The 20,751-nt window shown below is 60.5% G+C and carries 21 protein-coding genes and 3 tRNA genes; 14 read left to right on the top strand and 10 right to left on the bottom strand.

What is annotated here, in order from left to right:
* Positions 1-68: 68 nt before the first annotated feature.
* Both ATE48_RS01090 and ATE48_RS01085 read left to right on the top strand, forming a co-directional pair.
* Positions 69-383 (top strand): integration host factor subunit alpha, encoded by a 315-nt coding sequence (locus ATE48_RS01090; RefSeq protein WP_066766999.1) that lies wholly within the window; start codon positions 69-71, stop codon positions 381-383.
* A 72-nt stretch (positions 384-455) separates the two neighbouring features.
* Positions 456-914: an OmpA family protein gene (locus ATE48_RS01085; protein WP_066766994.1), complete on the top strand. Its 459-nt coding sequence runs from the start codon at positions 456-458 to the stop codon at positions 912-914.
* An 8-nt stretch (positions 915-922) separates the two neighbouring features.
* Here the strand turns inward: ATE48_RS01085 and ATE48_RS01080 are convergent.
* The 5 genes from ATE48_RS01080 to ATE48_RS01060 all read right to left on the bottom strand — a co-directional run bounded on the left by ATE48_RS01080 (position 923) and on the right by ATE48_RS01060 (position 5,539).
* A tRNA-Pro gene (locus ATE48_RS01080) sits at positions 923-1,000 on the bottom strand.
* 41 nt (positions 1,001-1,041) lie between these two features.
* On the bottom strand, positions 1,042-2,472 hold the full coding sequence (locus ATE48_RS01075; RefSeq protein ID WP_066774461.1) for an alpha,alpha-trehalose-phosphate synthase (UDP-forming): 1,431 nt from the start codon (positions 2,470-2,472) through the stop codon (positions 1,042-1,044).
* On the bottom strand, positions 2,469-4,265 hold the full coding sequence (locus ATE48_RS01070) for a glycoside hydrolase family 15 protein (RefSeq protein ID WP_066766991.1): 1,797 nt from the start codon (positions 4,263-4,265) through the stop codon (positions 2,469-2,471). Before ATE48_RS01070 ends, ATE48_RS01075 begins: the two co-directional genes overlap by 4 nt.
* On the bottom strand, positions 4,262-5,008 hold the full coding sequence (gene otsB / locus ATE48_RS01065) for a trehalose-phosphatase (protein WP_066766988.1): 747 nt from the start codon (positions 5,006-5,008) through the stop codon (positions 4,262-4,264). The genes ATE48_RS01070 and otsB overlap by 4 nt, the downstream gene beginning before the upstream one ends.
* A 327-nt stretch (positions 5,009-5,335) precedes the next feature.
* Positions 5,336-5,539, bottom strand: coding sequence for a DUF2842 domain-containing protein (locus tag ATE48_RS01060; RefSeq protein WP_066766980.1), 204 nt, complete (start codon positions 5,537-5,539; stop codon positions 5,336-5,338).
* An 85-nt stretch (positions 5,540-5,624) separates the two neighbouring features.
* Here ATE48_RS01060 and ATE48_RS01055 point away from each other — a divergent pair, with 85 nt between their 5' ends.
* The 4 genes from ATE48_RS01055 to argC all read left to right on the top strand — a co-directional run bounded on the left by ATE48_RS01055 (position 5,625) and on the right by argC (position 8,766).
* A complete protein-coding gene (locus ATE48_RS01055; RefSeq protein ID WP_066766977.1) occupies positions 5,625-6,650 on the top strand; it encodes a COX15/CtaA family protein in 1,026 nt (341 codons plus the stop codon).
* A gap of 124 nt (positions 6,651-6,774) precedes the next feature.
* On the top strand, positions 6,775-7,251 hold the full coding sequence (rplM, locus tag ATE48_RS01050) for a 50S ribosomal protein L13 (RefSeq protein WP_066766975.1): 477 nt from the start codon (positions 6,775-6,777) through the stop codon (positions 7,249-7,251).
* Between the two features lie 3 nt (positions 7,252-7,254).
* A complete protein-coding gene (gene rpsI, locus ATE48_RS01045; RefSeq protein WP_066766973.1) occupies positions 7,255-7,749 on the top strand; it encodes a 30S ribosomal protein S9 in 495 nt (164 codons plus the stop codon).
* Between the two features lie 72 nt (positions 7,750-7,821).
* A complete protein-coding gene (gene argC, locus ATE48_RS01040) occupies positions 7,822-8,766 on the top strand; it encodes an N-acetyl-gamma-glutamyl-phosphate reductase (RefSeq protein ID WP_066766971.1) in 945 nt (314 codons plus the stop codon).
* 9 nt (positions 8,767-8,775) lie between these two features.
* Here argC and ATE48_RS01035 read toward each other — a convergent pair whose 3' ends face one another.
* Genes ATE48_RS01035 through phaC form a run of 3 tightly spaced genes read right to left on the bottom strand, consistent with a single transcriptional unit; the run spans position 8,776 to position 12,360 of the window.
* Complete coding sequence (locus tag ATE48_RS01035; RefSeq protein ID WP_066766968.1) at positions 8,776-9,297, bottom strand: DUF1993 domain-containing protein; 522 nt, start codon at positions 9,295-9,297, stop codon at positions 8,776-8,778.
* 16 nt (positions 9,298-9,313) lie between these two features.
* Positions 9,314-10,399 carry a 2OG-Fe(II) oxygenase family protein gene (locus ATE48_RS01030; RefSeq protein WP_156767542.1) on the bottom strand — a complete coding sequence of 362 codons (1,086 nt, stop codon included), beginning with the start codon at positions 10,397-10,399 and terminating at the stop codon, positions 9,314-9,316.
* Complete coding sequence (phaC, locus tag ATE48_RS01025; RefSeq protein ID WP_083197094.1) at positions 10,396-12,360, bottom strand: class I poly(R)-hydroxyalkanoic acid synthase; 1,965 nt, start codon at positions 12,358-12,360, stop codon at positions 10,396-10,398. Before phaC ends, ATE48_RS01030 begins: the two co-directional genes overlap by 4 nt.
* A 109-nt stretch (positions 12,361-12,469) precedes the next feature.
* On the opposite strand from phaC, the gene ATE48_RS01020 reads away from it, so the two are divergent.
* The 8 genes from ATE48_RS01020 (at position 12,470) to ATE48_RS00985 (ending at position 19,021) form a co-directional block, all read left to right on the top strand.
* The gene (locus ATE48_RS01020; protein ID WP_156767541.1) at positions 12,470-12,784 is read left to right on the top strand and encodes a hypothetical protein; all 315 of its coding nucleotides are present in this window, start codon (positions 12,470-12,472) and stop codon (positions 12,782-12,784) included.
* Positions 12,785-12,802: 18 nt separating this feature from the next.
* On the top strand, positions 12,803-14,005 hold the full coding sequence (locus ATE48_RS01015) for an LL-diaminopimelate aminotransferase (RefSeq protein WP_066766962.1): 1,203 nt from the start codon (positions 12,803-12,805) through the stop codon (positions 14,003-14,005).
* Between the two features lie 3 nt (positions 14,006-14,008).
* Positions 14,009-15,304, top strand: a complete 1,296-nt coding sequence (locus tag ATE48_RS01010; RefSeq protein ID WP_066766959.1) for a homoserine dehydrogenase — start codon at positions 14,009-14,011, stop codon at positions 15,302-15,304.
* Positions 15,298-16,254 carry a class II fructose-bisphosphatase gene (gene glpX, locus ATE48_RS01005; RefSeq protein ID WP_418219409.1) on the top strand — a complete coding sequence of 319 codons (957 nt, stop codon included), beginning with the start codon at positions 15,298-15,300 and terminating at the stop codon, positions 16,252-16,254. Before ATE48_RS01010 ends, glpX begins: the two co-directional genes overlap by 7 nt.
* Before the next feature lie 119 nt (positions 16,255-16,373).
* Complete coding sequence (recJ, locus tag ATE48_RS01000) at positions 16,374-18,167, top strand: single-stranded-DNA-specific exonuclease RecJ (protein ID WP_066766953.1); 1,794 nt, start codon at positions 16,374-16,376, stop codon at positions 18,165-18,167.
* 105 nt (positions 18,168-18,272) lie between these two features.
* Positions 18,273-18,347: transfer RNA gene (locus tag ATE48_RS00995), tRNA-Glu, on the top strand.
* 51 nt (positions 18,348-18,398) lie between these two features.
* Positions 18,399-18,899 (top strand): DUF192 domain-containing protein, encoded by a 501-nt coding sequence (locus ATE48_RS00990; protein ID WP_066766949.1) that lies wholly within the window; start codon positions 18,399-18,401, stop codon positions 18,897-18,899.
* A gap of 45 nt (positions 18,900-18,944) precedes the next feature.
* Positions 18,945-19,021: transfer RNA gene (locus ATE48_RS00985), tRNA-Pro, on the top strand.
* Between the two features lie 65 nt (positions 19,022-19,086).
* Here the strand turns inward: ATE48_RS00985 and ATE48_RS00980 are convergent.
* A complete protein-coding gene (locus ATE48_RS00980) occupies positions 19,087-19,440 on the bottom strand; it encodes a glycine zipper domain-containing protein (protein ID WP_066766946.1) in 354 nt (117 codons plus the stop codon).
* A gap of 67 nt (positions 19,441-19,507) precedes the next feature.
* Positions 19,508-20,713: a CaiB/BaiF CoA transferase family protein gene (locus ATE48_RS00975; protein ID WP_066766943.1), complete on the bottom strand. Its 1,206-nt coding sequence runs from the start codon at positions 20,711-20,713 to the stop codon at positions 19,508-19,510.
* Positions 20,714-20,751: the final 38 nt, after the last annotated feature.

Here is a 20,751-nt window from a genome sequence, read left to right as displayed (position 1 = left end):
TTGACCTAACCATCAGGTACGACTAGCTTTTCCGGGGCGCATAGGGTGTGCGCGCGGAGGGGGCTCCGGTGACAGGCAAGACCGTTACACGCGCCGATCTCGTCGAAGCATTGGCAAAGCGCTCGAACATGCAACGCGCGGACGCGAACCGGCTTCTCACGCGCATGCTCGAAATGATGCAAGACTCGATGGTCGACGGCGACACAGTGAAGCTGTCGCGGTTCGGTAACTTTAACGTGCGCGCCAAGCGCCAGCGCGTTGGACGCAACCCGAAAACGGGCGAAGAAGTGCCGATCACGCCGCGGCGTGTGGTAACGTTCCGGCCTTCGCAGATGTTGCGCGAATTTGTGGAAAAGGGCGGTCGCGGTCGCGCCAAGACCTGATCGCGTTCGACCGCTTGATCTTTGCCGCGTGACGCTATGTTGTGCCCACCGAAGTTTCGCTCGGAGGGTTGGATGAAGTTGAAATCGTTGATTGGCGCTATGGCGCTCGTAGCGCTCGGCGCCTGCGCGACGCTCACCGGCGGTGAAGAAGGCGCTCCGGCCCCCGCGTTCAACCCGGCCGCGTGCGGCGAGCGCGACTTCGTGATTTATTTCGACGAAGGGTCGAACGATCTCACGGAAGAGGCGCGCCGCATTATTGATCTACAAGCGCGCGACATTCGTGGATGCAATATTAGCGGCGTACGGATCATTGGTTTGTCCGATCAAGAAGAGGGCAATCAGGAATCGGCGCGTGCGCTTTCGGTGCGCCGTGCAGAAGTTCTGGCCGAGTATCTCGCCAGCCGCGCTGGATGGCCCCGGTCACGCTTTGAGCTATTGGCCACTGGCGCCCGCGGGGCAGTGACGGCCGAGGGCTTGGATGTCCCAGTGCGAAACCGCGCGCGCATCATCGTTGCTGCCGCCGCGCCGTAAGAAGAAATTGGTCGGAGCGGCGGGATTCGAACCCACGACCCCTAGTCCCCCAGACTAGTGCGCTAACCGGACTGCGCCACGCTCCGACCGTCCACGAGAAACCTAAGCTTCGCGCGGGAGCGGTCTCTTAGCCGTCCCAGCGGGCGGCGGCAATGCGGGCTGGGCGGCGTTTTTGCCCGCTTGCGTGCGCTTCCTTAAGTGCTGCGACGAAACTGTCGCGCCATGCCATGACGTCGTCGCGCTCGACACCATCCATGAGCGTGCGCCAGCGCTTGCGCCGTTCTTCAATTGGCATGCTGAGCGCGCGTCGCATCGCGTCGGCGACGTCCTCCTGGCTGAACGGATTTACGATGAGCGCGTCCCCCATCTGTGCTGCCGCGCCGGCAAAGCGCGAGAGCACGAGCACGCCTGGGTCTGCCTCGTCCTGGGCGGCGATGAACTCCTTGGCCACCAGGTTCATGCCGTCGCGCAGTGGAGTGACGAGGGCGACGTCGGCGGCCCTGTAGATGCCCGCCAGTTCGTCGCGCGCATGCAGCCGGTGGACGTTACGGATTGGGATCCAGTCCATTTCAGCGTACGCGCCGTTGATCCGCCCGGAGAGTGCGTCAAGGCGTGCAATCATGTCCTGATAGGCTTCGACTTCGCTGCGCGTGTAAGTCGATATTTGAAGTAAGAAGATTTCGCGCAGCAGATCGGGGCTTTCGCTGAGCAGCCGCTCGAATGCCAGCAGCCGCTCGTCAATGCCCTTGGAATAATCGAGCCGATCGACGCCAAGGAGCATCTTCCGCCGGGCTTTGCTTTCAATGATGCGCTTGTAGCTCTCTTGCGCCTCGGGCGCCGCGGCCAGCGCGGCGAAGCCCTGGGCGTCGATCCCAATGGGAAATGCCTTCGGCAACACGGTGCGGCCGAACGCCGTTGCGCGCCCATCCGACAGCGCCATGCCATTCGCATCGTGAAGTACGTAGGACAAAAACGCGTTCTTCCATTCCTCGGTGTGGAAGCCCACGACATCGTAGTGAAACAGCGATTCTACCAATTGGCGGTGGCGCGGCAGTGTCAGGATGAGTTCGCGAGCAGGCCATGGGATGTGCAAAAAAAACCCCATCGCATTCTTCAACCCGCGCGCGCGGAGCTCGCGGCCAAGTGGGATGAGATGATAGTCCTGCACCCAAATCAGATCATCTGGTTCGATGAGTGGCGCCAACATGTCGGCGAACCGTGCATTCACGCGCGCGTAGCCTTCGCCGAAGGATCGCTCGTATTGCGTAAGATCGATCCGATAGTGGAAGAGCGGCCATAGAGTGCGATTTGCGTAGCCATTGTAGTATTCTTCGATGTCTTGATCTTCGAGGTCCATCGTGGCGACAGTGACGCCGTTGACGGTCTGCGTGTTCAGAGTGCCGGTGAATTCCGGCGTGGATTGTCCGCTCCAGCCAAACCAGATTCCGGAATATTCTCGGAGCGCAGCAGATATCGCCATGGCGAGCCCACCTTGACTCGCAGCCCCTTCGGGCGCTGGGGGTGTCACACGGTTTGAAATAACAATGAGCCGGCTCAACGTACGCTGCTCCACGGATTGGAGAGCAGGACGGCGCAGTTGATGAGACCAGCAAGCGAATAGGTCTGCGGGTAGTTGCCCCACGGTGCGCCGGTTGAGAGATCGCAATCCTCAGATAGCAATCCCGCTCGTGTTCGGCGTGCGAGCATTTGGTCGAACAACGTGCGCGCTTCGTCCCGGCGCCCGGCGAGGAAAAGCGCTTCAATCAGCCAGAATGTGCAAAAGTTGAAGGCTGTCTCTGGTAGTCCGAAATCGTCTTTGTCTGCATAACGCAGCACGACGTCTCCGCGGCGCAGCTCCTTCTCGAGATGCTCTAGAGTTGCCGTGAAACGGGGATCGTCCGCCGCCAAGAAGCGGGTGTCGACCAACTGAAGCAAGCTTGCGTCCATCTCTTTGCCGCCAAAGGTTGCGGCGTAGCGTCCAAGGTCGGCGTTCCATGCCTGCGTCTCGATTGTCTTGCGCATTTCTTCAGCGCGCCCGCGCCAATGCAGGGCGCGGTCGCCTAAGCCAAGGCGCTGAGCTGCGTTGGCTAGGCGATCGCACGCGGCCCAACACATCACGGCAGAATATGTGTGGACGGCCTCGCGCGTTCGAAATTCCCACAGTCCCGCATCTGGCTTTGTATAAACAGCGTAAGCGCGGTCACCGATGCTTTCGAGCGCCCGAAAGTCATCCTCTCCCGCCGGCCGGAAGAGGCGCGCGTCGTAGAAGGCCTGCGCCGTGGAGAGTACGATCTGACCGTAGACGTCGTGCTGGTGATGTTCGTGCGCTTGATTGCCGACGCGGATCGGGCCCATCCCGCGATAACCGGGAAGAGCATCGACCTCTGCCTCTGCAAGTATTGGCTCCATACCCACGCCATAAAGTGGTTGAATGCGTCCGCTGGGCGTGGCGTCGATGATGTTGCGCAGATAGGAGAGATAACCTTCAAGAATGTCGGCTGCGCCAAGTCGATTCAGCGCTTGAACGGTGTAATAAGCATCGCGAAGCCAGCAATAGCGATAGTCCCAATTCCGCCCGCTGTTGGGCGCTTCTGGAATCGATGTCGTCATCGCCGCGACGATCGCGCCGGTTTCCTCGTGTACGCAAAGTTTTAGTGTGATTGCCGCGCGAATGACGTCTGCCTGCCACTCCAGTGGTGTCGCGAGCATGCGCACCCAATTGCGCCAATAGAGTTCCGTGTTGTCACGCATCATCCGCGCGACTTCACGGAGATTGCCGTCGAATGGCTCGTCCGGCCCGAGAAAGAAAATGTGTTCTTCTTCCAGGCGGAACACACGAGCATTCAGCACGTGGGAGACCGGCGCCGTTGTGGTTAGTCGCATCATGCCGGGCACGCGGTAGCGAATGTGGTTCGAGCCTGTGGTGACTTCGGCGTCGCGCGCACCCCAATCTGTCGCTGGGAGCAGTCGCACACGAATGCGCGGTGAGCCCTTTAGGGGGCGCACTGAGCGCACGAAGGCAGTCGGCCGGTACGGCCGATGGTGACGACGGAAACGGGGGCAAAAATCGGAGATCTCGATCACAGCGCCGCGCGAATCCGTGAGGGTTGTGACGAGGATAGGGGTGTTGCGCTCGTAGCTTTGGGTTGCCGAGACTTGATCGATGAGCCCAATCGCCCAAACGCCGCGCTTCAGCTGTGACGGTTCTTCGCCGCTGAGGAGGGCGCAAAACATGGGGTCGCCGTCGACGCGGGGCACGCAGGCCCACACGAAAGCGCCGTTGCGGTCGACCAGCGCGCTGGCCGCGCAATTGCCTATCGGCGCGAGATCGAGGTCGCCGTATCCGCTCAAGAGGCAAGCCCAGATTTGAGCCAGTCAAAAACGCTTTGAGTGTCCGCTAGCCGGAAGCGGGCAATTGTCTCGCGTGGCGCGCCGACAAGAACGGATTGGCCCCCAAGAGCCGCTACAGCGCCAAACGCATCCTCATCGGTAATGTCATCACCCACCGCTATTGGCTCGCGATCAGCGAAGGGCGGTGCGGCCATAAAATCTCGCACCGCATCCGCTTTCGTTTGCTGTCCAAGCGTGAGTTCAACCACCATCTTGCCTTCGAGGACGCTGAGGCCATGCCGGTGCGCGATCTCAGCGGCGGCGCGGCGGGTAGCGTCGGCAAATTCTGGTTTGCGCCGATAGTGAAACGCCAAAGCTAAGCCTTTGTCTTCCACGTCGACTTGAAGAGCGCCGTTGGCGATCAGTGCGCGCGCATGCTCGAGAGCCGCGCTGATGGATGCGTTGACCGATGGCGCGCCAAGAACGCGCCGCTCCGCGCCGTGAATTCCGGCGACATGTATAAGGGCTCCATTAAGCACGGCGTCGGCGCTGGCGATGGTTCTGCCAGTGATCAGCGCAATTGCGCCATTCATTTCTCGTGAAAGGTTCGCCAGCAGCAGACGAAGCTCTTCGCTCGCTATGACCTGCTCCGGATGCGCAGCGAAGTCCACGAGCGTGCCGTCGAGGTCCAAGAAGAGTGCGTGGCGTCGAACGCCGATTGGCGGTGGTGGCGCGAGTAACTTTGAATCGGCTTGCTGTAGCACCGCGGCTCCTGATGACGTCCATCAACTCGCAGCCGCATGAGATTGATACAGATCTCATCCCGTGCAGCTCGGGGCCTGTGCAAACGCGCCAGCGCGCATGAAGTTCCGGCGCGGGCGATCACGAAGAAAGTTGTGCCGCGAAGTCGATTGGGCGTCGTGAGCGTCTGCGTCAGCCGCCGCGTGGCTACCACGATGTCCGTGATGATCGCGGCGAGGTCCTGCTGGTCGCAATTGGATGGGCGTGGTCCTCTCCATCCTGCTCAACAACTAAGGTTGAAGAAGCATGATGCTAAAGCTGCCCCGGGGCGTAGCTCCGGGGCAGTTGCTTTATGAGCCTCGGTTCATCCAGGCGAAGAGTGGCTTGAGCGGAAATATCCAGACGATGCCGGCGATGGCGTAGAAGACGAGCTGCGCCCAGGTGGGGATGAGTGGCGACAGCGCGACGCCGAGCGAAGCGGCGAGTAGCGAGTAGATCGCGACATATCCCAGTAAGAGAAAGCATCCGAGCGCTTTGCGGGTGCGCATTTCCATGAGCCTGCCTCCCCGCGCGGCGGCGCGCCGCGTTTCCGTCACGCTTGGCCAGTTCTATGGGTGAGGCAAAGGGACGGAAGCAAGCATGTCAGAAGAGGACATTTGGCCGCCGCGGCAGCGTTTGGTCGGCATTTGGCTGCTGATCATCTGCGTGCTGGTGTTTGCAATGATCATGGTCGGAGGCGCGACGCGACTGACCGACAGTGGTCTCTCGATCACTGAGTGGAATTTCATGAAGCACTTCGTGCCGCCTATGGGTGAGGCGGCGTGGAGCCAGGAGTTTGCGCTCTATCAGCAAACCATGGAATACCAGGCGCAGAATAACGGAATGACGCTTGCTGAATTCCGCCAAATCTATTGGTGGGAGTGGGGGCATCGCTTCCTTGGCCAATTGCTTGGTTTGGTCTTTGCGATCCCCGCATTGATCTTCCTTCTCACTGGTCGCTTGCGCGGTCGTTTCCGCGTCACGCTTGTCCTTTTCGCGCTTGGTGGTCTCCAGGGCGCTATCGGCTGGTGGATGGTGACGAGCGGCTTGTTCGATCGTCTCGATGTCAGCCCCTTTAGACTCGCCATTCATTTGGCGATGGCGTTTTTCATTCTTGCACTTGGGCTTTGGACCGCTTTGGGCGCATTCGCCTGGCCGGCGCAACGGACACAGCCGGGCACTTGGCGATGGGCGCCGTTTGTTTTGATGGCGCTGATCTTCATCCAGGTGATGCTCGGCGCTCTGCTCGCCGGAAGCGACGGCGGTATGGCGTACGCCGACTGGCCCAAGATTGGTGGCGAGTGGATTCCGTCGAGCGCGTTTGGGCTGGAAGGGTTCTGGCCGAACCTCACAGAAGAGCACGCGACCCAACATTTGCTGCATCGAACGGCTGGCTATGTTGTCGCCATCTTTGCGCTGTCGCTCGCGGCGATTGCCCTGATTAGAGGGCAGGGCGAGGCCCGCTGGACCCTTGGCCTTGTCGGGCTGGCGGCGCTTCTGCAGGCTGGCCTTGGGATCATGACTGTCTTGGCTGCCTCGCCATTGTCTCTCGGCTTGCTGCATCAAGCTGGCGCGGCCGTCTTGTGGATGACGACGCTGGCGGCAGCGCGGGCGGCATGGCGGTAATGCGTCGCGCACCTTATAATACCGTTACAGTATCTAATTGTATTTAAACAATTAAATAGACCCTATTGACGCCGATTTGGCGCTGCAATAAACGCCCGCCTTCGTTTTTGTCAGGACCCTACCAATGCGCACCCTTTCGACGCGCTCGGCCAAGGCTTCGGAAATCACCAACGGTTGGATCGTTGTGGATGCCGAGGGCGTTGTGGTCGGCCGCCTCGCTTCTTTCATCGCGCTGCGCCTTCGCGGCAAGCATCGCGCGGATTTCACCCCTCACGTCGATACCGGCGACAATGTCGTTGTGATCAACGCTGAGAAGGTCGCGCTAACGGGCAAGAAGCTGACCGACAAGATCTATTATCGTCACACGGGTCACCCGGGCGGTATCAAAGAGCGTGTCGCAGGCAAGGTGCTTGCAGGCAAGCATCCTGAGCGCGTCCTGGAAAAGGCCGTTGAGCGCATGATGCCGAAGGAAAGCCCGCTGGCGCGCAAGCAACTCGGCAAGCTGCATGTCTACGGCGGCAGCGAGCACCCGCACGCGGCGCAAAAGCCGGTGACGGTCGATTTCAAATCCAAGAACCGCAAGAACTCGAGGATCGGCTAACACATGACCGACACGACTCAAGGCCTCGAATCTCTCGGCCAACTCGCAGGCGTCCCGAAGGGCGCCGGCACGGAGCACATCGCCATCGCGCGCGAGAAGAAGGTCGACAAATTCGGCCGTGCTTACGCGACGGGCAAGCGCAAGAACGCTGTCGCCCGCGTTTGGGTGAAGCCAGGCAAGGGCAACATCACCATCAACGGCAAGACTAGCGATGCCTACTTCGCACGCCCGGTTCTGCGCATGATGATCAACCAACCGTTCAAGGTCACTGAGCGTGAAGGCGAGTTCGACGTGATCGCGACCGTCACCGGTTCGGGCCTTTCGGGCCAAGCTGGCGCTGTGCGTCACGGCATCTCGAAGGCGCTGGCCGACTACGAGCCTGCGCTGCGCCCGGCGCTGAAGCACGCTGGCTTCATGACCCGCGACAGCCGTGTGGTTGAGCGTAAAAAGTACGGCCGCAAGAAGGCCCGCCGGAGCTTCCAGTTCTCGAAGCGCTAATCGCTTCACGAATATGGCTTACGGGACGGGCGCTTCGGGATCGAAGCGCCCGTTTTGTTTTTGGAGTGCGGAATGGTTCAGCGCGTTTTCATCGATGGCGAGGCTGGCACGACTGGCTTGCAGATCCGCGAGCGCCTTGAAAGGCGCCGCGACATTGAACTCGTCTCTATCGATCCGGCCAAGCGCAAGGACGCCGTCGAGCGCAAGCGGCTGTTGAACAGCGTCGACGCTGTGATCTTGTGCTTGCCGGATGATGCGGCGCGCGAGGCGGTGTCGCTCATCGAGAACGACGCGGTGAAGGTGATCGATGCGTCAACTGCGTATCGCGTGACCCCCGACTGGGCGTACGGCTTTGCCGAGATGAGCAAGGATCAGCGCGCAAAGATTGCTGCGTCGAAGCGCATTTCTAATCCAGGCTGCTATCCAACGGGTTTCATCGCGCTGACGCGGCCGCTGGTGGAGGCTGGCATTATTCCACGCGATTGGGCGCTCTCGGTGAACGCTGTTTCCGGTTATTCCGGCGGCGGCAAATCAATGATCGCCGAGTTCGAGAACGAAAGTGATCCGAGCTTTACGCGTGTGCCGTATCGAATCTACGCCATGGGCCAAAAGCACAAGCACGTACCAGAGATGCAGAAGTATGCCGGTCTCGCGCGCGCGCCAATCTTCGCGCCGAGCGTTGGGCGCTACTACAAAGGCATGATCGTTGAAGTGCCGCTGCCGCTGGCGGCGATCGCCAACGGTTCAAAGCTCGAAGACGTGCATGGTGTTTTAGCGCAAGCGTATAAGGGTGAGCGCTTTGTGAGCGTAACGCCGCTTGCTGAATCGGCCACACTCAAGTCGCTAGATCCTGAAGTCCTCAACGGCACGAACCAGCTCAAGCTCTTCGTTTTCGGCCACGACCAAGAGGCGCTTCTCGTTGCGCTACTCGATAATCTTGGCAAAGGGGCCAGTGGCGCGGCCGTTCAGAACATGAACATCGCACTTGGGCTTGAGGAGAGCGCCGGGCTTAACTGATGTCGCGCCTCATATCTTAAGGCGTGGCCTGCCCATGAAATCGCGCTTGCCGAGCGGCACGCCGTTGTGGCGGAGGATGTCGTACGCCGTCGTCGCGTGGAAGTAGAAGTTCGGCAGCGAGAACGACATCAGGAAATTCTCTGCTGTGAACGGCATGACGCGCTCGCCTAGCTGAAAGCGCATGTCGCTGCCGGTGAGGGCGTTGATATCGGCGGGGCGATAGGACGCCAAAGTCGCGAGCGCGTCAGCGACGGTCGTTTGCAAGTCGGCGAACGTTTCAGGGGGCGGGGTAAGGTCGGGACTGAATACGCCCTTCTTGGTCGCATCGATGGCTCCGACGGAATGGTGAGCGCATTGCTTTACCTGAAAGTTGAGCGGCGCCATGTCCGCGAAGAGCCGCGCTCCCACCCAATCGTCAGGCCGCATGCCTTTCTCAAGCGCGTGCGCTTCGCCCTTCTTCAAGACGCCTGCCATCGCCTCCAGAATTTGTGCGAATGCCGGGACGGTAACTTCGTAAAGTGAAAGCGACATAGCGTTCTCCTGGACCTTAAGCGTCTCGATACTGCATCAGAGTGTCGTCGAGATACCTGTTGTTCGCTTCTCGTACTTTAGCGGACGCGTCATCGTAGAGGAATGGCAGGAAGGCAAAGCGTTCGCCGCGGGTGACGGGCGTTGCTTCGTGCAAGAGCGCGCATGAAAACACGACTGCGCCACCTGTTGGCGCGCGATAGATGCGCGGCCCAAATTCGGGGAAGCGCAGGTCTCCGCCCTCATAGTCAGCAGCGTTCAGATTGATCGTGACAGCAAAGCGCCGGTGTGCCGTGCCGTTGGTCGTGTTGTCGCGGTGCGGGCGAAAGAAACCGCCATTTTCGGCATCGTAGCGCGCGACAAGGTAGCGTTCCATCCGCGTGGGACGCCACATGAAGGCGCGTTCGATCATTGGCGCGAGGCGCCAGTAAACACGTTGCATGGCCGATTCACGCAGGGCCGCGTCATCGATCAGGCAATCGCTTCGGCGCTTGAAGGCGTCATCCAGCGACACGAATGTCCGGCCAGTCGCGTCTTGCTTTGTAACACCCGAAGCTGCGCCCCCTTGCGTCCGGTAGTATTGGATCAGGCGTTTGCAGAAATCCGGCTCGAAAACGTTCGGTGCAACTAGCACCGGTGCGTTGGAGTGAGCATAGTAGCGTTCGGGCGCTGGGCAGTTGTTGAATGCGCGGAGTGCGGACTTGGCGTCGTCTAATCGCCACATGCCGATGACGCGCAACGCCGGATCGAACAGCAACCAGCGGCCAGCAGGCGCGATTTTGTCAAACAGGCCCGTCGTCTCGGCGATCTTGGCGTCGTTGAACACAAGGCGCGCGTTCGTTAAGCGCTGGAGCGCATCGCTTGTCTGGCCGTCAGTGAAGATCGCGCAAAGGTGGGTGCTCTCGTCGCTGGGCTCGTGTGAAATAGCAGCAAGCGCGGTTTGAGCTTCTTTGGCGCCGGGTTCTTTGATCGCACAGATCAGCACGAAACGGCCCGCCATCGAGCCGAGCGCGAACCGCTCGTTGCGATTGGAGCGCGCGTGCAGCAGAGGCAGCGGCTCTCCAAAGCCAAGCGGACGCACGGCGGGCGGCGTCTTTGCTGTCACGATGCGCTTGAGCGGACCTTGACGTATTCGCCGGGTGCGTCGCCAAGCGGCTGCAACTCGCCATCGCCTGGTCGACGGGCGTCGACGTCCGGACCGCTAATCTTGCTGAGCCATTGATCCCAGTGTGGCCACCATGAGCCGGGATGCTCAACAGCGAACGCCTGCCAATCCTCGAGCGCGCCCTTGAGGTTCGCGTTAGTCCAATACTGGTATTTGTTCGCCGCTGGGTGATTGATCACGCCGGCGATGTGACCCGAGCCTGCGATGATGTACTCAACCGGCCCTCCGAACGAGAGAGCGCTGCGATAGACGCTGGCGGCGGGTGCGATGTGATCTTCCTTTGAGCTTTGCATGAAGATTGGGATCGTCACATCTTTGAGGGAGAGTGTCTCGCCTAAGAGCTTGAGTTTGCCTTCAGTGAGCGCGTTGTCGCGATAGAATGCGCGCAAGTAGAAGAGGTGCAATGCCTTCGGCATGCGGGTTTGATCCGCATTCCAATAGAGAAGGTCGAAAGGTGGCGGTTGCTTGCCGATATAGTAGTTGTCGACAACATAGTTCCACACGAGATCGTTTGACCGCAGCGAATTGAAAGTATCAGCCATCGTCTGCGCGTCGAGCACGCCGCCAGCTTGATCCATTTTATCTTCGAGAAACTTTATGCCCTGTTCGTCGGAGAAGACCAGCAATTCGCCAGCTAACTTGAAATCAGCTTGGCTCGCGAAGAACGTCGCGCTCTGGATGCGTTTGTCGTTCTTCTTCGCCATGTGCGCGAGGCCTGCCGCCAGCAGCGTGCCGCCGACGCAGTAGCCCACAGTGTTCATGCGATCGACGCCAGCGGCTTTCGTGACCGCCTCGACAGCCTCGTAAATGCCTTCGCGAAGATAATCTTCAAAGCCGACCTCAGCCATATCGGCGGCGGGGTTGACCCAGGAAACCAAGAATACGGTATGACCTTTGTCGGTGAGCCATTTGATCATCGAGTTCTTGGGCTGCAGGTCGAGGATGTAGAATTTGTTGATCCAGGGCGGGAAGATCAGCAGCGGAACTTCGTGAACTTTCTCGGTTGTGGGATTGTATTGAAGCAATTCGAACACACGATTGCGGAAAACCACCTTGCCCGGTGTGGTCGCCACGTTTTCTCCAACGCGATAGGCGTTGATATCGGTCTGCGAGATGGCAAGGTTGCCTTTGCCGCGCTTCAAGTCTTCGGCGAGATTTTCGACACCCTTAAGCAGGCTCTCTCCGCCCGTCTGAAACATTGCGCGCAGCGCCGCTGGGTTTGTCATTAGAAAATTTGAAGGCGATGCGGCATCTACCGCCTGCTTGATGTAGAATGTCGCCTTGCGCTTGGTCGCCTCGTCGACGCCGTCCGTGCGGTTGACCAGATCGGTGATGAACTCGGCTGTCGCCAAATACGATTCTCGTAGCATCGAGAAGGCCGGATTCGATCGCCACTCGGGGTCCTTGAAGCGCTTGTCGCGAATTGGGCCCTCATCCGGCGCTGCGCCAGTCAGCATGTAGGCGGCGTGCTTCTGCCAAATGTCGGCGTAGCGTTGCCAAAGGTTGGCGTGTGCTTCGCGCAGAGTTTCCGGCTGCGATGCGAGATGCGACCAGACGTCATTGAGCGCGACTTGCATGCCGAGTGGGTCGGGTTGCCAATGCGCGGCTTCTTTAGATTGCTCGACGAATGCGGTTGAGATCGCGGTGTTCGCGCGCGTCATCGCTTGGGTCAGGTTGGCGGAGAGAGCGGCCAGACTCTCGGCCGTCTGCCCCATAATGATCTCGTTGAGCGGAGGGGGCGTCGGGACGGGCGCCTTGGCAGCGGGCTGTGGCGCCTCACTAACGGGCGCCGGTTGCGCCTGCGCCTTCGGCTTGGCGGCGCGTTTGCGTGGCCGCTTCGGCGCCGGTTTGACCGGTTCTGCGCCGTCTGTGGGCGGCTTTGCGCCCTCGGTATCCGTCATCGGATTCTCCCTATTGGCGCGATTGTAATGCCGCTTCGCATGGTGGCGCAAAGGCAGGCTCTGGTATAAACACAAGTTAGGGCCGGAATCGCGCCCAGGAAGACTATCGATGCGTGGAGCCCTGGTCCTTACGGCATTGGCGATCGCTCTGGGCGGCTGCGTGAACACGCCTGGCGGTGATACGCCGGAATGGGCCAACGCCGAGGGTTTCCCGAGCCTGCGTGAGGTCCCGGAGGGCGGCACGTCCGCCAACACGACTGCAGCACATTGGCGCGCCGTCGAGGCCGATCTTTTGCAAGCTCGCGCGGCGGCTCAGAGCAACCCGCGTGCGCAAGAGCCGGCGGTGGCGGAAGATCCCCAGACGTTTCTCGACGAGGCGCGACGGGACATCGAAGCGACCCGCAACTCGCACAACCCCTACTAAGCGCACGCGCGTGCGCTAATGAGTTCTGCAGAGTTCCACAAAATTCGCCGTCTGCCTCCGTACGTTTTCGAGGAGGTCAACAAGCTCAAGGCGCGCCTACGTGGTCGGGGCGTCGACATCATTGACTTCGGCATGGGCAATCCGGACCTTCCGGTGCCTCAGCACATCGTCGACAAACTTTGCGAGACAGCCGCAAAGCCACGCACAAACCGCTATTCGGCGTCCCGCGGCATCCCGGGCCTGCGCCGAGCCATGGCGGGCTATTATGATCGCCGGTTCGGCGTGAAGCTGAATCCCGACACACAGATCATATCGACGCTGGGATCAAAGGAGGGCTTCGCAAATCTCGCGCAAGCGATCACCGCCCCTGGCGATGTGATCATCTCGCCCAATCCTTCCTATCCGATCCATGCATTCGGCTTCATCATGGCCGGTGGCGTCATCCGCTCGATCGAGGCGCACTCACCGGAGCAATATCTCCGTGGCATTGATCGCGCCGTACGCCATTCCGTGCCGCCGCCGATCGCGATGGTTGTGTGCTATCCCGCCAACCCGACCGCCCAGACGGCTGATCTCGATTTTTACAAAGACGCCGTCGCGATGGCGAAGAAACATGACATGTTTCTGCTTTCCGACATGGCGTATTCAGAGATCTATTTTGAGGGTGATCCGCCGCCATCAGTGCTGCAGGTTCCAGGTTCGTTGGACGTGGCCGTGGAGGTCAACACGCTCTCGAAGACCTACTCGATGGCAGGTTTTCGGGTTGGGTTCGCGCTTGGCAATGAACGCCTGATTGCTGCGCTCGCGCGCGTGAAGTCATATCTGGATTATGGCGCCTACACACCGCTCCAGGTTGCCGCCGCCGCGGCGCTGAATGGCCCGCAAGATTGCGTCGAAGAGATGCGCACCGCCTACAAGCAGCGCCGGGATATTCTGCTTGAAAGCTTTGCAAAGGCCGGCTGGACGCTTCCCAAACCAGGCGCATCAATGTTCGTTTGGGCGCCTTTGCCTGAGCAGTTCAAACACATGGGGTCGGTGGAGTTCTCAAAGCGCCTTATGGAAGGTGCAGAGATCGCTGTCGCGCCGGGCGCGGGCTTCGGCGAGTACGGTGATGGCTTCGTTCGCATTGCTTTGGTCGAGAACGAGCAGCGCATTCGCCAAGCTGCCCGCAATCTGAAGAAATTCTTGCAGTCGAACGCCGCCGCGGCGGACGCGGAGTAGGCGATGACAAGGCTTCGCGTCGGAATAGCCGGACTGGGCACTGTTGGACGCGGCGTTGTGAAATTATTTGCGGACGGCGCGTCTCGGCTCAATGAGAAGATGCAGCTGGTTGCTGTTTCCGCGCGGAATGCTGGCCAAGATCGGGGCGTCGATCTTACGCCCTACCGCTGGTTTGACGATCCGGTGGCCCTAGCGGCGGATCCGAGTGTTGACGTGTTTGTAGAACTCATCGGCGGCGCTGATGGCGCCGCGAAGGTCGCCGTAGAAACTGCACTGGCGCGCGGTGCGCACGTAGTGACGGCGAACAAGGCGCTCGTTGCGCTTCACGGCGCGCACTTGGTCGAACGGTCGGAGCGCACAGGCGCAAAGCTCTTGTTCGAGGCTGCCGTAGGCGGCGGTGTGCCAATGGTGAAAGCTCTCAAGGAGAGTGTTGCAGGTTCACGTGCAAGCAGCGTTGCTGGCATTCTGAACGGCACGTGCAACTACATTCTAACCGAGATGGAAAACTCGGGACGTTCGTTCGAGGCGGTGCTCACTGAGGCCCAAGCGATGGGTTACGCGGAGGCCGATCCCACCACCGACGTTGGTGGCTTCGACGCCGCGCATAAGCTTACCATTCTTTCGGCTATCGCATTTGGCACGCGCCCAGACTACGGTCACGTCCAGATCCAGGGCATTGAGCGTGTGACGCTCACCGATATCAGGCTCGCGGGTAAACTCGGCTATCGAATCAAGCTGATTGCGAAAGGCGCACTCGCGGATGGCGCCGTCGAGATGCACGTGCGCCCCGCATTGCTGTCTTACGATCATCCGCTGGCAAATGTGAGCGGGTCACTCAACGCGCTTGTCGTGGACGCCGAACCATCAGGTCAACTGACTTTTATTGGGCGTGGCGCTGGAGAGGGGCCGACGGCTGCTTCGGTTGCTTCCGATTTGATTGATCTTGCAGAAGGGCGCGCGGGTTTCGCGTTTGGTAAACCCTTGGCCCAACTCGCCGAGGCGCCGCGCGGGTCCCCGACCGAGCGCGGACGCTATTATCTGCGCTTGATGGTGCAGGATCGTCCGGGTGTTGTGGCTGCGATCTCTGATCGCTTAGCGCACGAAGAAATCTCAATCGAAAGTTTCCTGCAAATGCCCGTGCACGGCGGGCCCGCGGTGCCGATTGTGCTGACTACCCAAACGTGTGCACGTCCGCGCATGGAATTGGCGGTCAGGGCCATAGAAGCGTTGGACGTTTGCGCCGAGCCGCCATTGTTGATGCCCGTCGAACATTCAGGCGCGCGGTGGGGTCGATCATGAGCGATATCATCACCGACGAACTGGCATTGGCGATCGCGCGCGCGCCGATCAATGCCGCCATTGCGGCGGCAAAGCTTGTTGGGCGAGGCGACGAACGTGCAGCCGATCAGGCCGCCGTTGATGCTATGCGTGCAGCGCTAAATGCACTTGCGATTAGAGGACGCGTCGTCATCGGCGAGGGTGAACGCGACGATGCGCCGATGCTGTTCGTGGGTGAAAGCGTCGGGGGTGGGAAGGGACCCGAACTCGACATTGCTCTCGATCCGTTAGAGGGCACCACTTTAGCTGCCAAAGCAAAGCCAAACGCGCTGTCGGTGATCGCTGTAGCGCCCAAAGGTGGCCTCCTGCACGCGCCTGACACCTACATGGACAAGATTGCGATTGGTCCGGGGTTTCCGGACGGCGTGATCGACCTCGATGAAGACGCCGCCCAAAACGTGAAAGCGTTAGCAAAGGCCAAGGGTGTGACCACCAGTGAGATTGGTGTGTGCGTCCTAGATCGTCCGCGGCACGGCGCCATCATCGAGTCGCTTCGCGGCAGTGGGGCGAAGGTTTTTTTGATCGGCGACGGTGACATCGCCGGAGTTATCCATTGCACCAAGCCTGAGACTGGCATCGATATGTACTTGGGTTCGGGTGGCGCACCTGAGGGCGTGTTAGCGGCCGCGGCATTGAAGTGCGTCGGCGGCCAATTCCAGGGTCGTTTGGTTATTCGCAATGATCAGGAGCGCGTTCGGGCGCAGCAGGCCGGCATCGAGGAGCTGAAGCGCCGTTACGATTTGAACGATCTTGTGTCCGGCGCCGCTGTGTTCATAGCCACAGGCGTTACGTCGGGATCGCTGCTGGAGGGTGTTCGCATCAGGAAAGGTGAGGTGCAGACGCACACCTTGGTGCTCAACTGCGCCTCAGGCGCGAGCATGGAACTGAAGACGCGCGAACGAGCGCAATAAGCCGCAAACGGAGCGGCTGGGACTGGGGATAAGGCATCTCATCTCGACATGGGGCTTGGGGAGCGTGAACCTCCGCGCAATGCTTGCGCGATGGCCCCGAATGATTCGGTAGTGACACAATGAGCGCCGCAAGAAAGTTAGAAACGGGCGGCGCATTCCTTGGTGTCGAGCGATCGCTCACCGGCAGGCGCTGGCGCACGCGCGAAGCTGATCTCGGCTTGGTGGAAGCATTCAGGCGGCAGTTTTCGTTGCCCGAGATCGCCGCGCGATTGATGGCGGCGCGCGGTATTGGCCTTGAGGACGCGGAAGCCTTCCTCTTCCCGACTCTGAAGACGCATTTTCCCGATCCGTCGAGTTTCGCTGACATGGATGAGGCGGCGCGTGTCATCGAGGATGCGATCGTCGCGGGCCGCTCATGTGCGGTGTTTGCAGACTACGATGTCGACGGCGGTTCCAGCGGTGCGCAACTCGTGAGATATTTCCGCGCGCGCGGTCGCGATCTCAAAATTTACGTGCCGGATCGGATGAAGGAGGGCTACGGCCCCTCTGCTCTGGCATTCGAACGACTGAAGGCGGAAGGCGTTGATCTCGTCATCACGGTTGATTGCGGCGCCGCAGCTGAAGGGCCGTTGAACGCCGCCGCGCAGATTGGCCTCGAAGTTGTTGTTCTTGACCACCACCTGATGGGCGGCCCGCCACCGAAAGCTCGCGCGGTGGTCAATCCGAACAGATTGGATGACACTTCCGGGCAGGGCGCGCTCACAGCCGCTGGCGTCGTGCTCGTCACGCTGGCTGCAGTGAATCGCGAAGCGCGTCGTCGCGGTTCACCCGGTTCGAACCATCTTCCCGATATCATCCAGATGTTGGATCTCGCCGCCATCGGCACCGTTTGTGATGTTGCCCCTTTGACGGGCTTCAATCGGGCGATCGTGTCCCAAGGCCTCAAGATTTTGCGCAACGGCAAGAATATTGGCATGGTGGCGCTCGCGGAGAGCGCCGGCCGCAAAGGTTCAGCCACGGTCTACGATTTTGGCTTCATTTTGGGTCCACGCATCAATGCAGGTGGTCGCGTCGGTGACGCATCGCTCGCAACGCGTCTTCTATCGACTGAGGATCCGGAAGAGGCCCGTGAGCTCGCTGCAACGCTCGAGGCGCTTAATGCGGAGCGGCGCCAGCGCGAAGCCGAAATGCTCGCGGAAGCCGAGACGGCCGCAATAGCGGAAGCCGAACATCGTTCGGTCATCATCGTTGGCTCGCATCGCTGGCACCCGGGCGTGATCGGCATCGCCGCCGGCCGTTTGAAGGACCGGCTTCACAAACCAACGATCGTGCTTGGCGGCGTCAGCGAACACGAACCGGCCAAGGGCTCCGGTCGCTCGACGCCGGGCGTCAACCTCGGCGCGGCGGTTGCCGCGGCCAAAGAGGCGGGTTTGTTGATCAATGGTGGTGGGCACGCAGCTGCGGCGGGCCTCACCGTGGAATGGGACAAGGTCGAAGCTCTAAAGGAATTTCTCTCCGAGCGGCTTGCAGGAGAACTCGCAGCTGCGGCCGGTGAGGCGCGCGCGCTTACCGTGGATGCGATGAGTGGCGTGGGCGCGGTGGACGTCGCGTTGATCGACGCGCTCGAGCAGATAGGACCCTATGGCCAAGGTCACCCCGAGCCGGTGTTGGCGCTGACCGACGTAAGGGTATCCTTCGCGAAACTCGTGAAGGACGAACACGTCCGCTTCACCTTGGAGGACGCACGCGGCGCCCGGGTCAGCGGCATCGCATTTCGCGCGATGAAGAGCCCCCTTGGCGAAGCGCTGATGAAGAAAGACGTGATCTACCACGCCGCGGTGCGGGTGAAGCGCAATGAGTGGAACGGCAACGTCCGCGCCGAGGTGGAAATCGTCGATTTGGCCGAGGCCTAGACCGCAGGCGGCGGGGCAGGGCCTTCGAAGGATGCTTCCAAGGCCGCTTGCCAGCCCGTCCGGGCGCCTCTATATGGCCGCTTCCCCGCGAACACCGGGTTTCGCGGGCCCTTCGTCTATCGGTTAGGACGCCTGGTTTTCAACCAGGAAAGAGGGGTTCGACTCCCCTAGGGCCTGCCACTTTCCCGCCCCGCGCCACGTGCTAGAGAGACCCCACTTAAGGGGTGCCCGATGTCTCTGGTCCACGTTTTCCGAGTTGCCATGCTTGGCGCCGTATTGGCGCTCGGCGCGTGTGCGCCGCAGGCAGCTGAAGGCCCGAGCGGCCAGAGCGGCCAATCGGTGGGCGTGAATGCTCCAACAGAGGTCCTCACCATCGAAACGCATAGCGGCTCGGTGCGGTTCAATGTCGAAATCGCGGACGATGAGGCGGAACGCAATCAGGGTCTGATGTTCCGCGCGCCGTTGCCTGACGACCGCGGGATGCTCTTTCACTTCCAGACGCCGGAGAATGCGACGTTCTGGATGCACAATACACCGTCTTCTCTCGATCTCATCTTTATAGGCGTGGATGGCCGGATCCTGAATATCGCCGACCATGCGACGCCGTATTCGGACGCTCCAATCGCAGCGAGCGGTCTCACCCGCGGCGTCCTCGAAATTCGCGCCGGACGCGCAGAGGAGCTTGGCATTCGCCCGGGCGACCGGGTGCGACACCGTATCTTTCCCAGCTAGCGTGATTGCCGCGCGTGTCCTCGCATGGCATGAGCGCGGCTCAGTCGGGGTGTAGCTCAGCCTGGTAGAGCATTAGCTTTGGGAGCTAAGGGTCGCGAGTTCGAATCCCGCCGCCCCGACCAATTGTTCAAGATAAAAGGCGCGCCCATTTCGGAGCGCGCCTTTTTTCTGTCAGCTGAGATTAGGCTCACGGATAGGGTTCGCCGTTCTCGTAGAAATAGCGGCCCGATTGCGGATCCTGGAAGTAATAGCGGCCGCTGTTGCGATCGTAGTGTTGGCGCGTGTTCACACGGCTTTGGCCAGCGCCACACCCGCCATCGCGGACGCACCCTGCATAAGCGCCGCCGACGGCGCCAATTGCAGCGCCAATGGCTGCCCCTGAGGCTGCGTCGCCATCACCAACATTGTTGCCAATCACTGCGCCGGCCACACCGCCTAGCACCGCGCCAGTTGCGGCGCCGCGCTCTACGTTTCCCGTTTGCGTGCAGGCGGCTGCCAGCAACGCTGCAGCAGCCATCGAACCAATAAGCGCCATGCGCATGAACTGAACTCCTGAAAAGCCTGTGGCGCAAAAACGCGCGTCAAATGGCTCTGTTCCGAAGCTTTGATTAAATGGCGCCCACGTTGCGCAGCGCCGTGAGTTCCGCGTCGGTAATGGCGAGGAGTTGCCTTAAGACACCATCCGTGTCGTTTCCCAATGATGGTGGTGCAAACCGCGTGGCTGGCGGGGTCTCACTCATGCGCACCGGATTTACCGCAAGCTGCATCGCGGTCCCGTCGGCTCGCGTCGCCGTTTCGACTGCGCCCCGTGCGATCACATGAGGGTCGGCGAATACTTGATCGAGCGTATTGATCGGGCCGCACGGCACGTCGGCGGCCTCAAGCGACTTTACCCAAGCAGACGTAGTCCGCGTGCTCATGATGCTTGAGAGCGCCGCAGTCAGAGCCTCCCGATGAACGACGCGGGCTTCGTTTGTGGCAAAGCGCGGGTCATTGCAGAGATCGGATGAGGCGCAATCACAGAAGTCGCGAAATTGGCCGTCGTTGCCGATAGCGAGAATGATGTGACCGTCTGCGGTGGCAAACACCTGATAGGGTGCGATGGCTGCGTGTTGATTGCCGAAACGCTGTGGCTTTTGGCCGGAGGTAAGATAGCTGGCGCCCAAATTGGCGAGCATGGCGATCTGACAATCGAGAAGAGAAAGATCGAGATGCTGACCTTCACCGGTGCGCTCTGCGTGCCGTAGCGCTGCGAGTATTGAGCTCACCGCGTACATTCCGGTGAAAAGGTCCGCGACCGCAACCGCGCTTTTCATCGGCTCGCCGTTGATCTCTCCCGTTAGGCTCATCAGGCCGCCCATGCCCTGAATAATATAATCGTAGCCTGGTCGCTTCGCATAAGGCCCGGTCTGTCCAAAGCCGGTGATGGAGCAGTATACAATCGAGGGGTTGATCGCTGACAGTGACGCGTAGTCGAGGCCGTATTTTTTCAATCCACCTGGGCGGAAATTTTCAACGACGATTTGGCATTGCGGCGCGAGTTTGCGCAGCAGCTCGGCGCCTTCGCTCTTTGCGAAGTCGATCGCGACGGATTTTTTGTTCCTGTTCGCGGAGAGAAAGTACGCTGCGTCGCCTTCGCCGTTTTGAATGAAGGGCGGCCCCCATGATCGTGTGTCGTCGCCGGCGCCTGGTCTCTCTATTTTTATAACGTCAGCGCCAAAATCGCCGAGGATCTGCGTCGCCCAGGGGCCGGCGAGAACACGAGAAAGGTCGAGGACCCGCACACCCGCCAATGAAGCCTTTGTCTCTGACATCGTGATCTGCCGTCTCTCGCTTGCGTTGGTCTATGGCG

The organism is Candidatus Viadribacter manganicus (assembly GCF_001679665.1).
Classification (GTDB): domain Bacteria; phylum Pseudomonadota; class Alphaproteobacteria; order Caulobacterales; family Aquidulcibacteraceae; genus Vitreimonas; species Vitreimonas manganica.
Note: the sequence above shows the minus strand (reverse complement) of the source record. Positions and strands in the feature narration are given on the sequence as shown.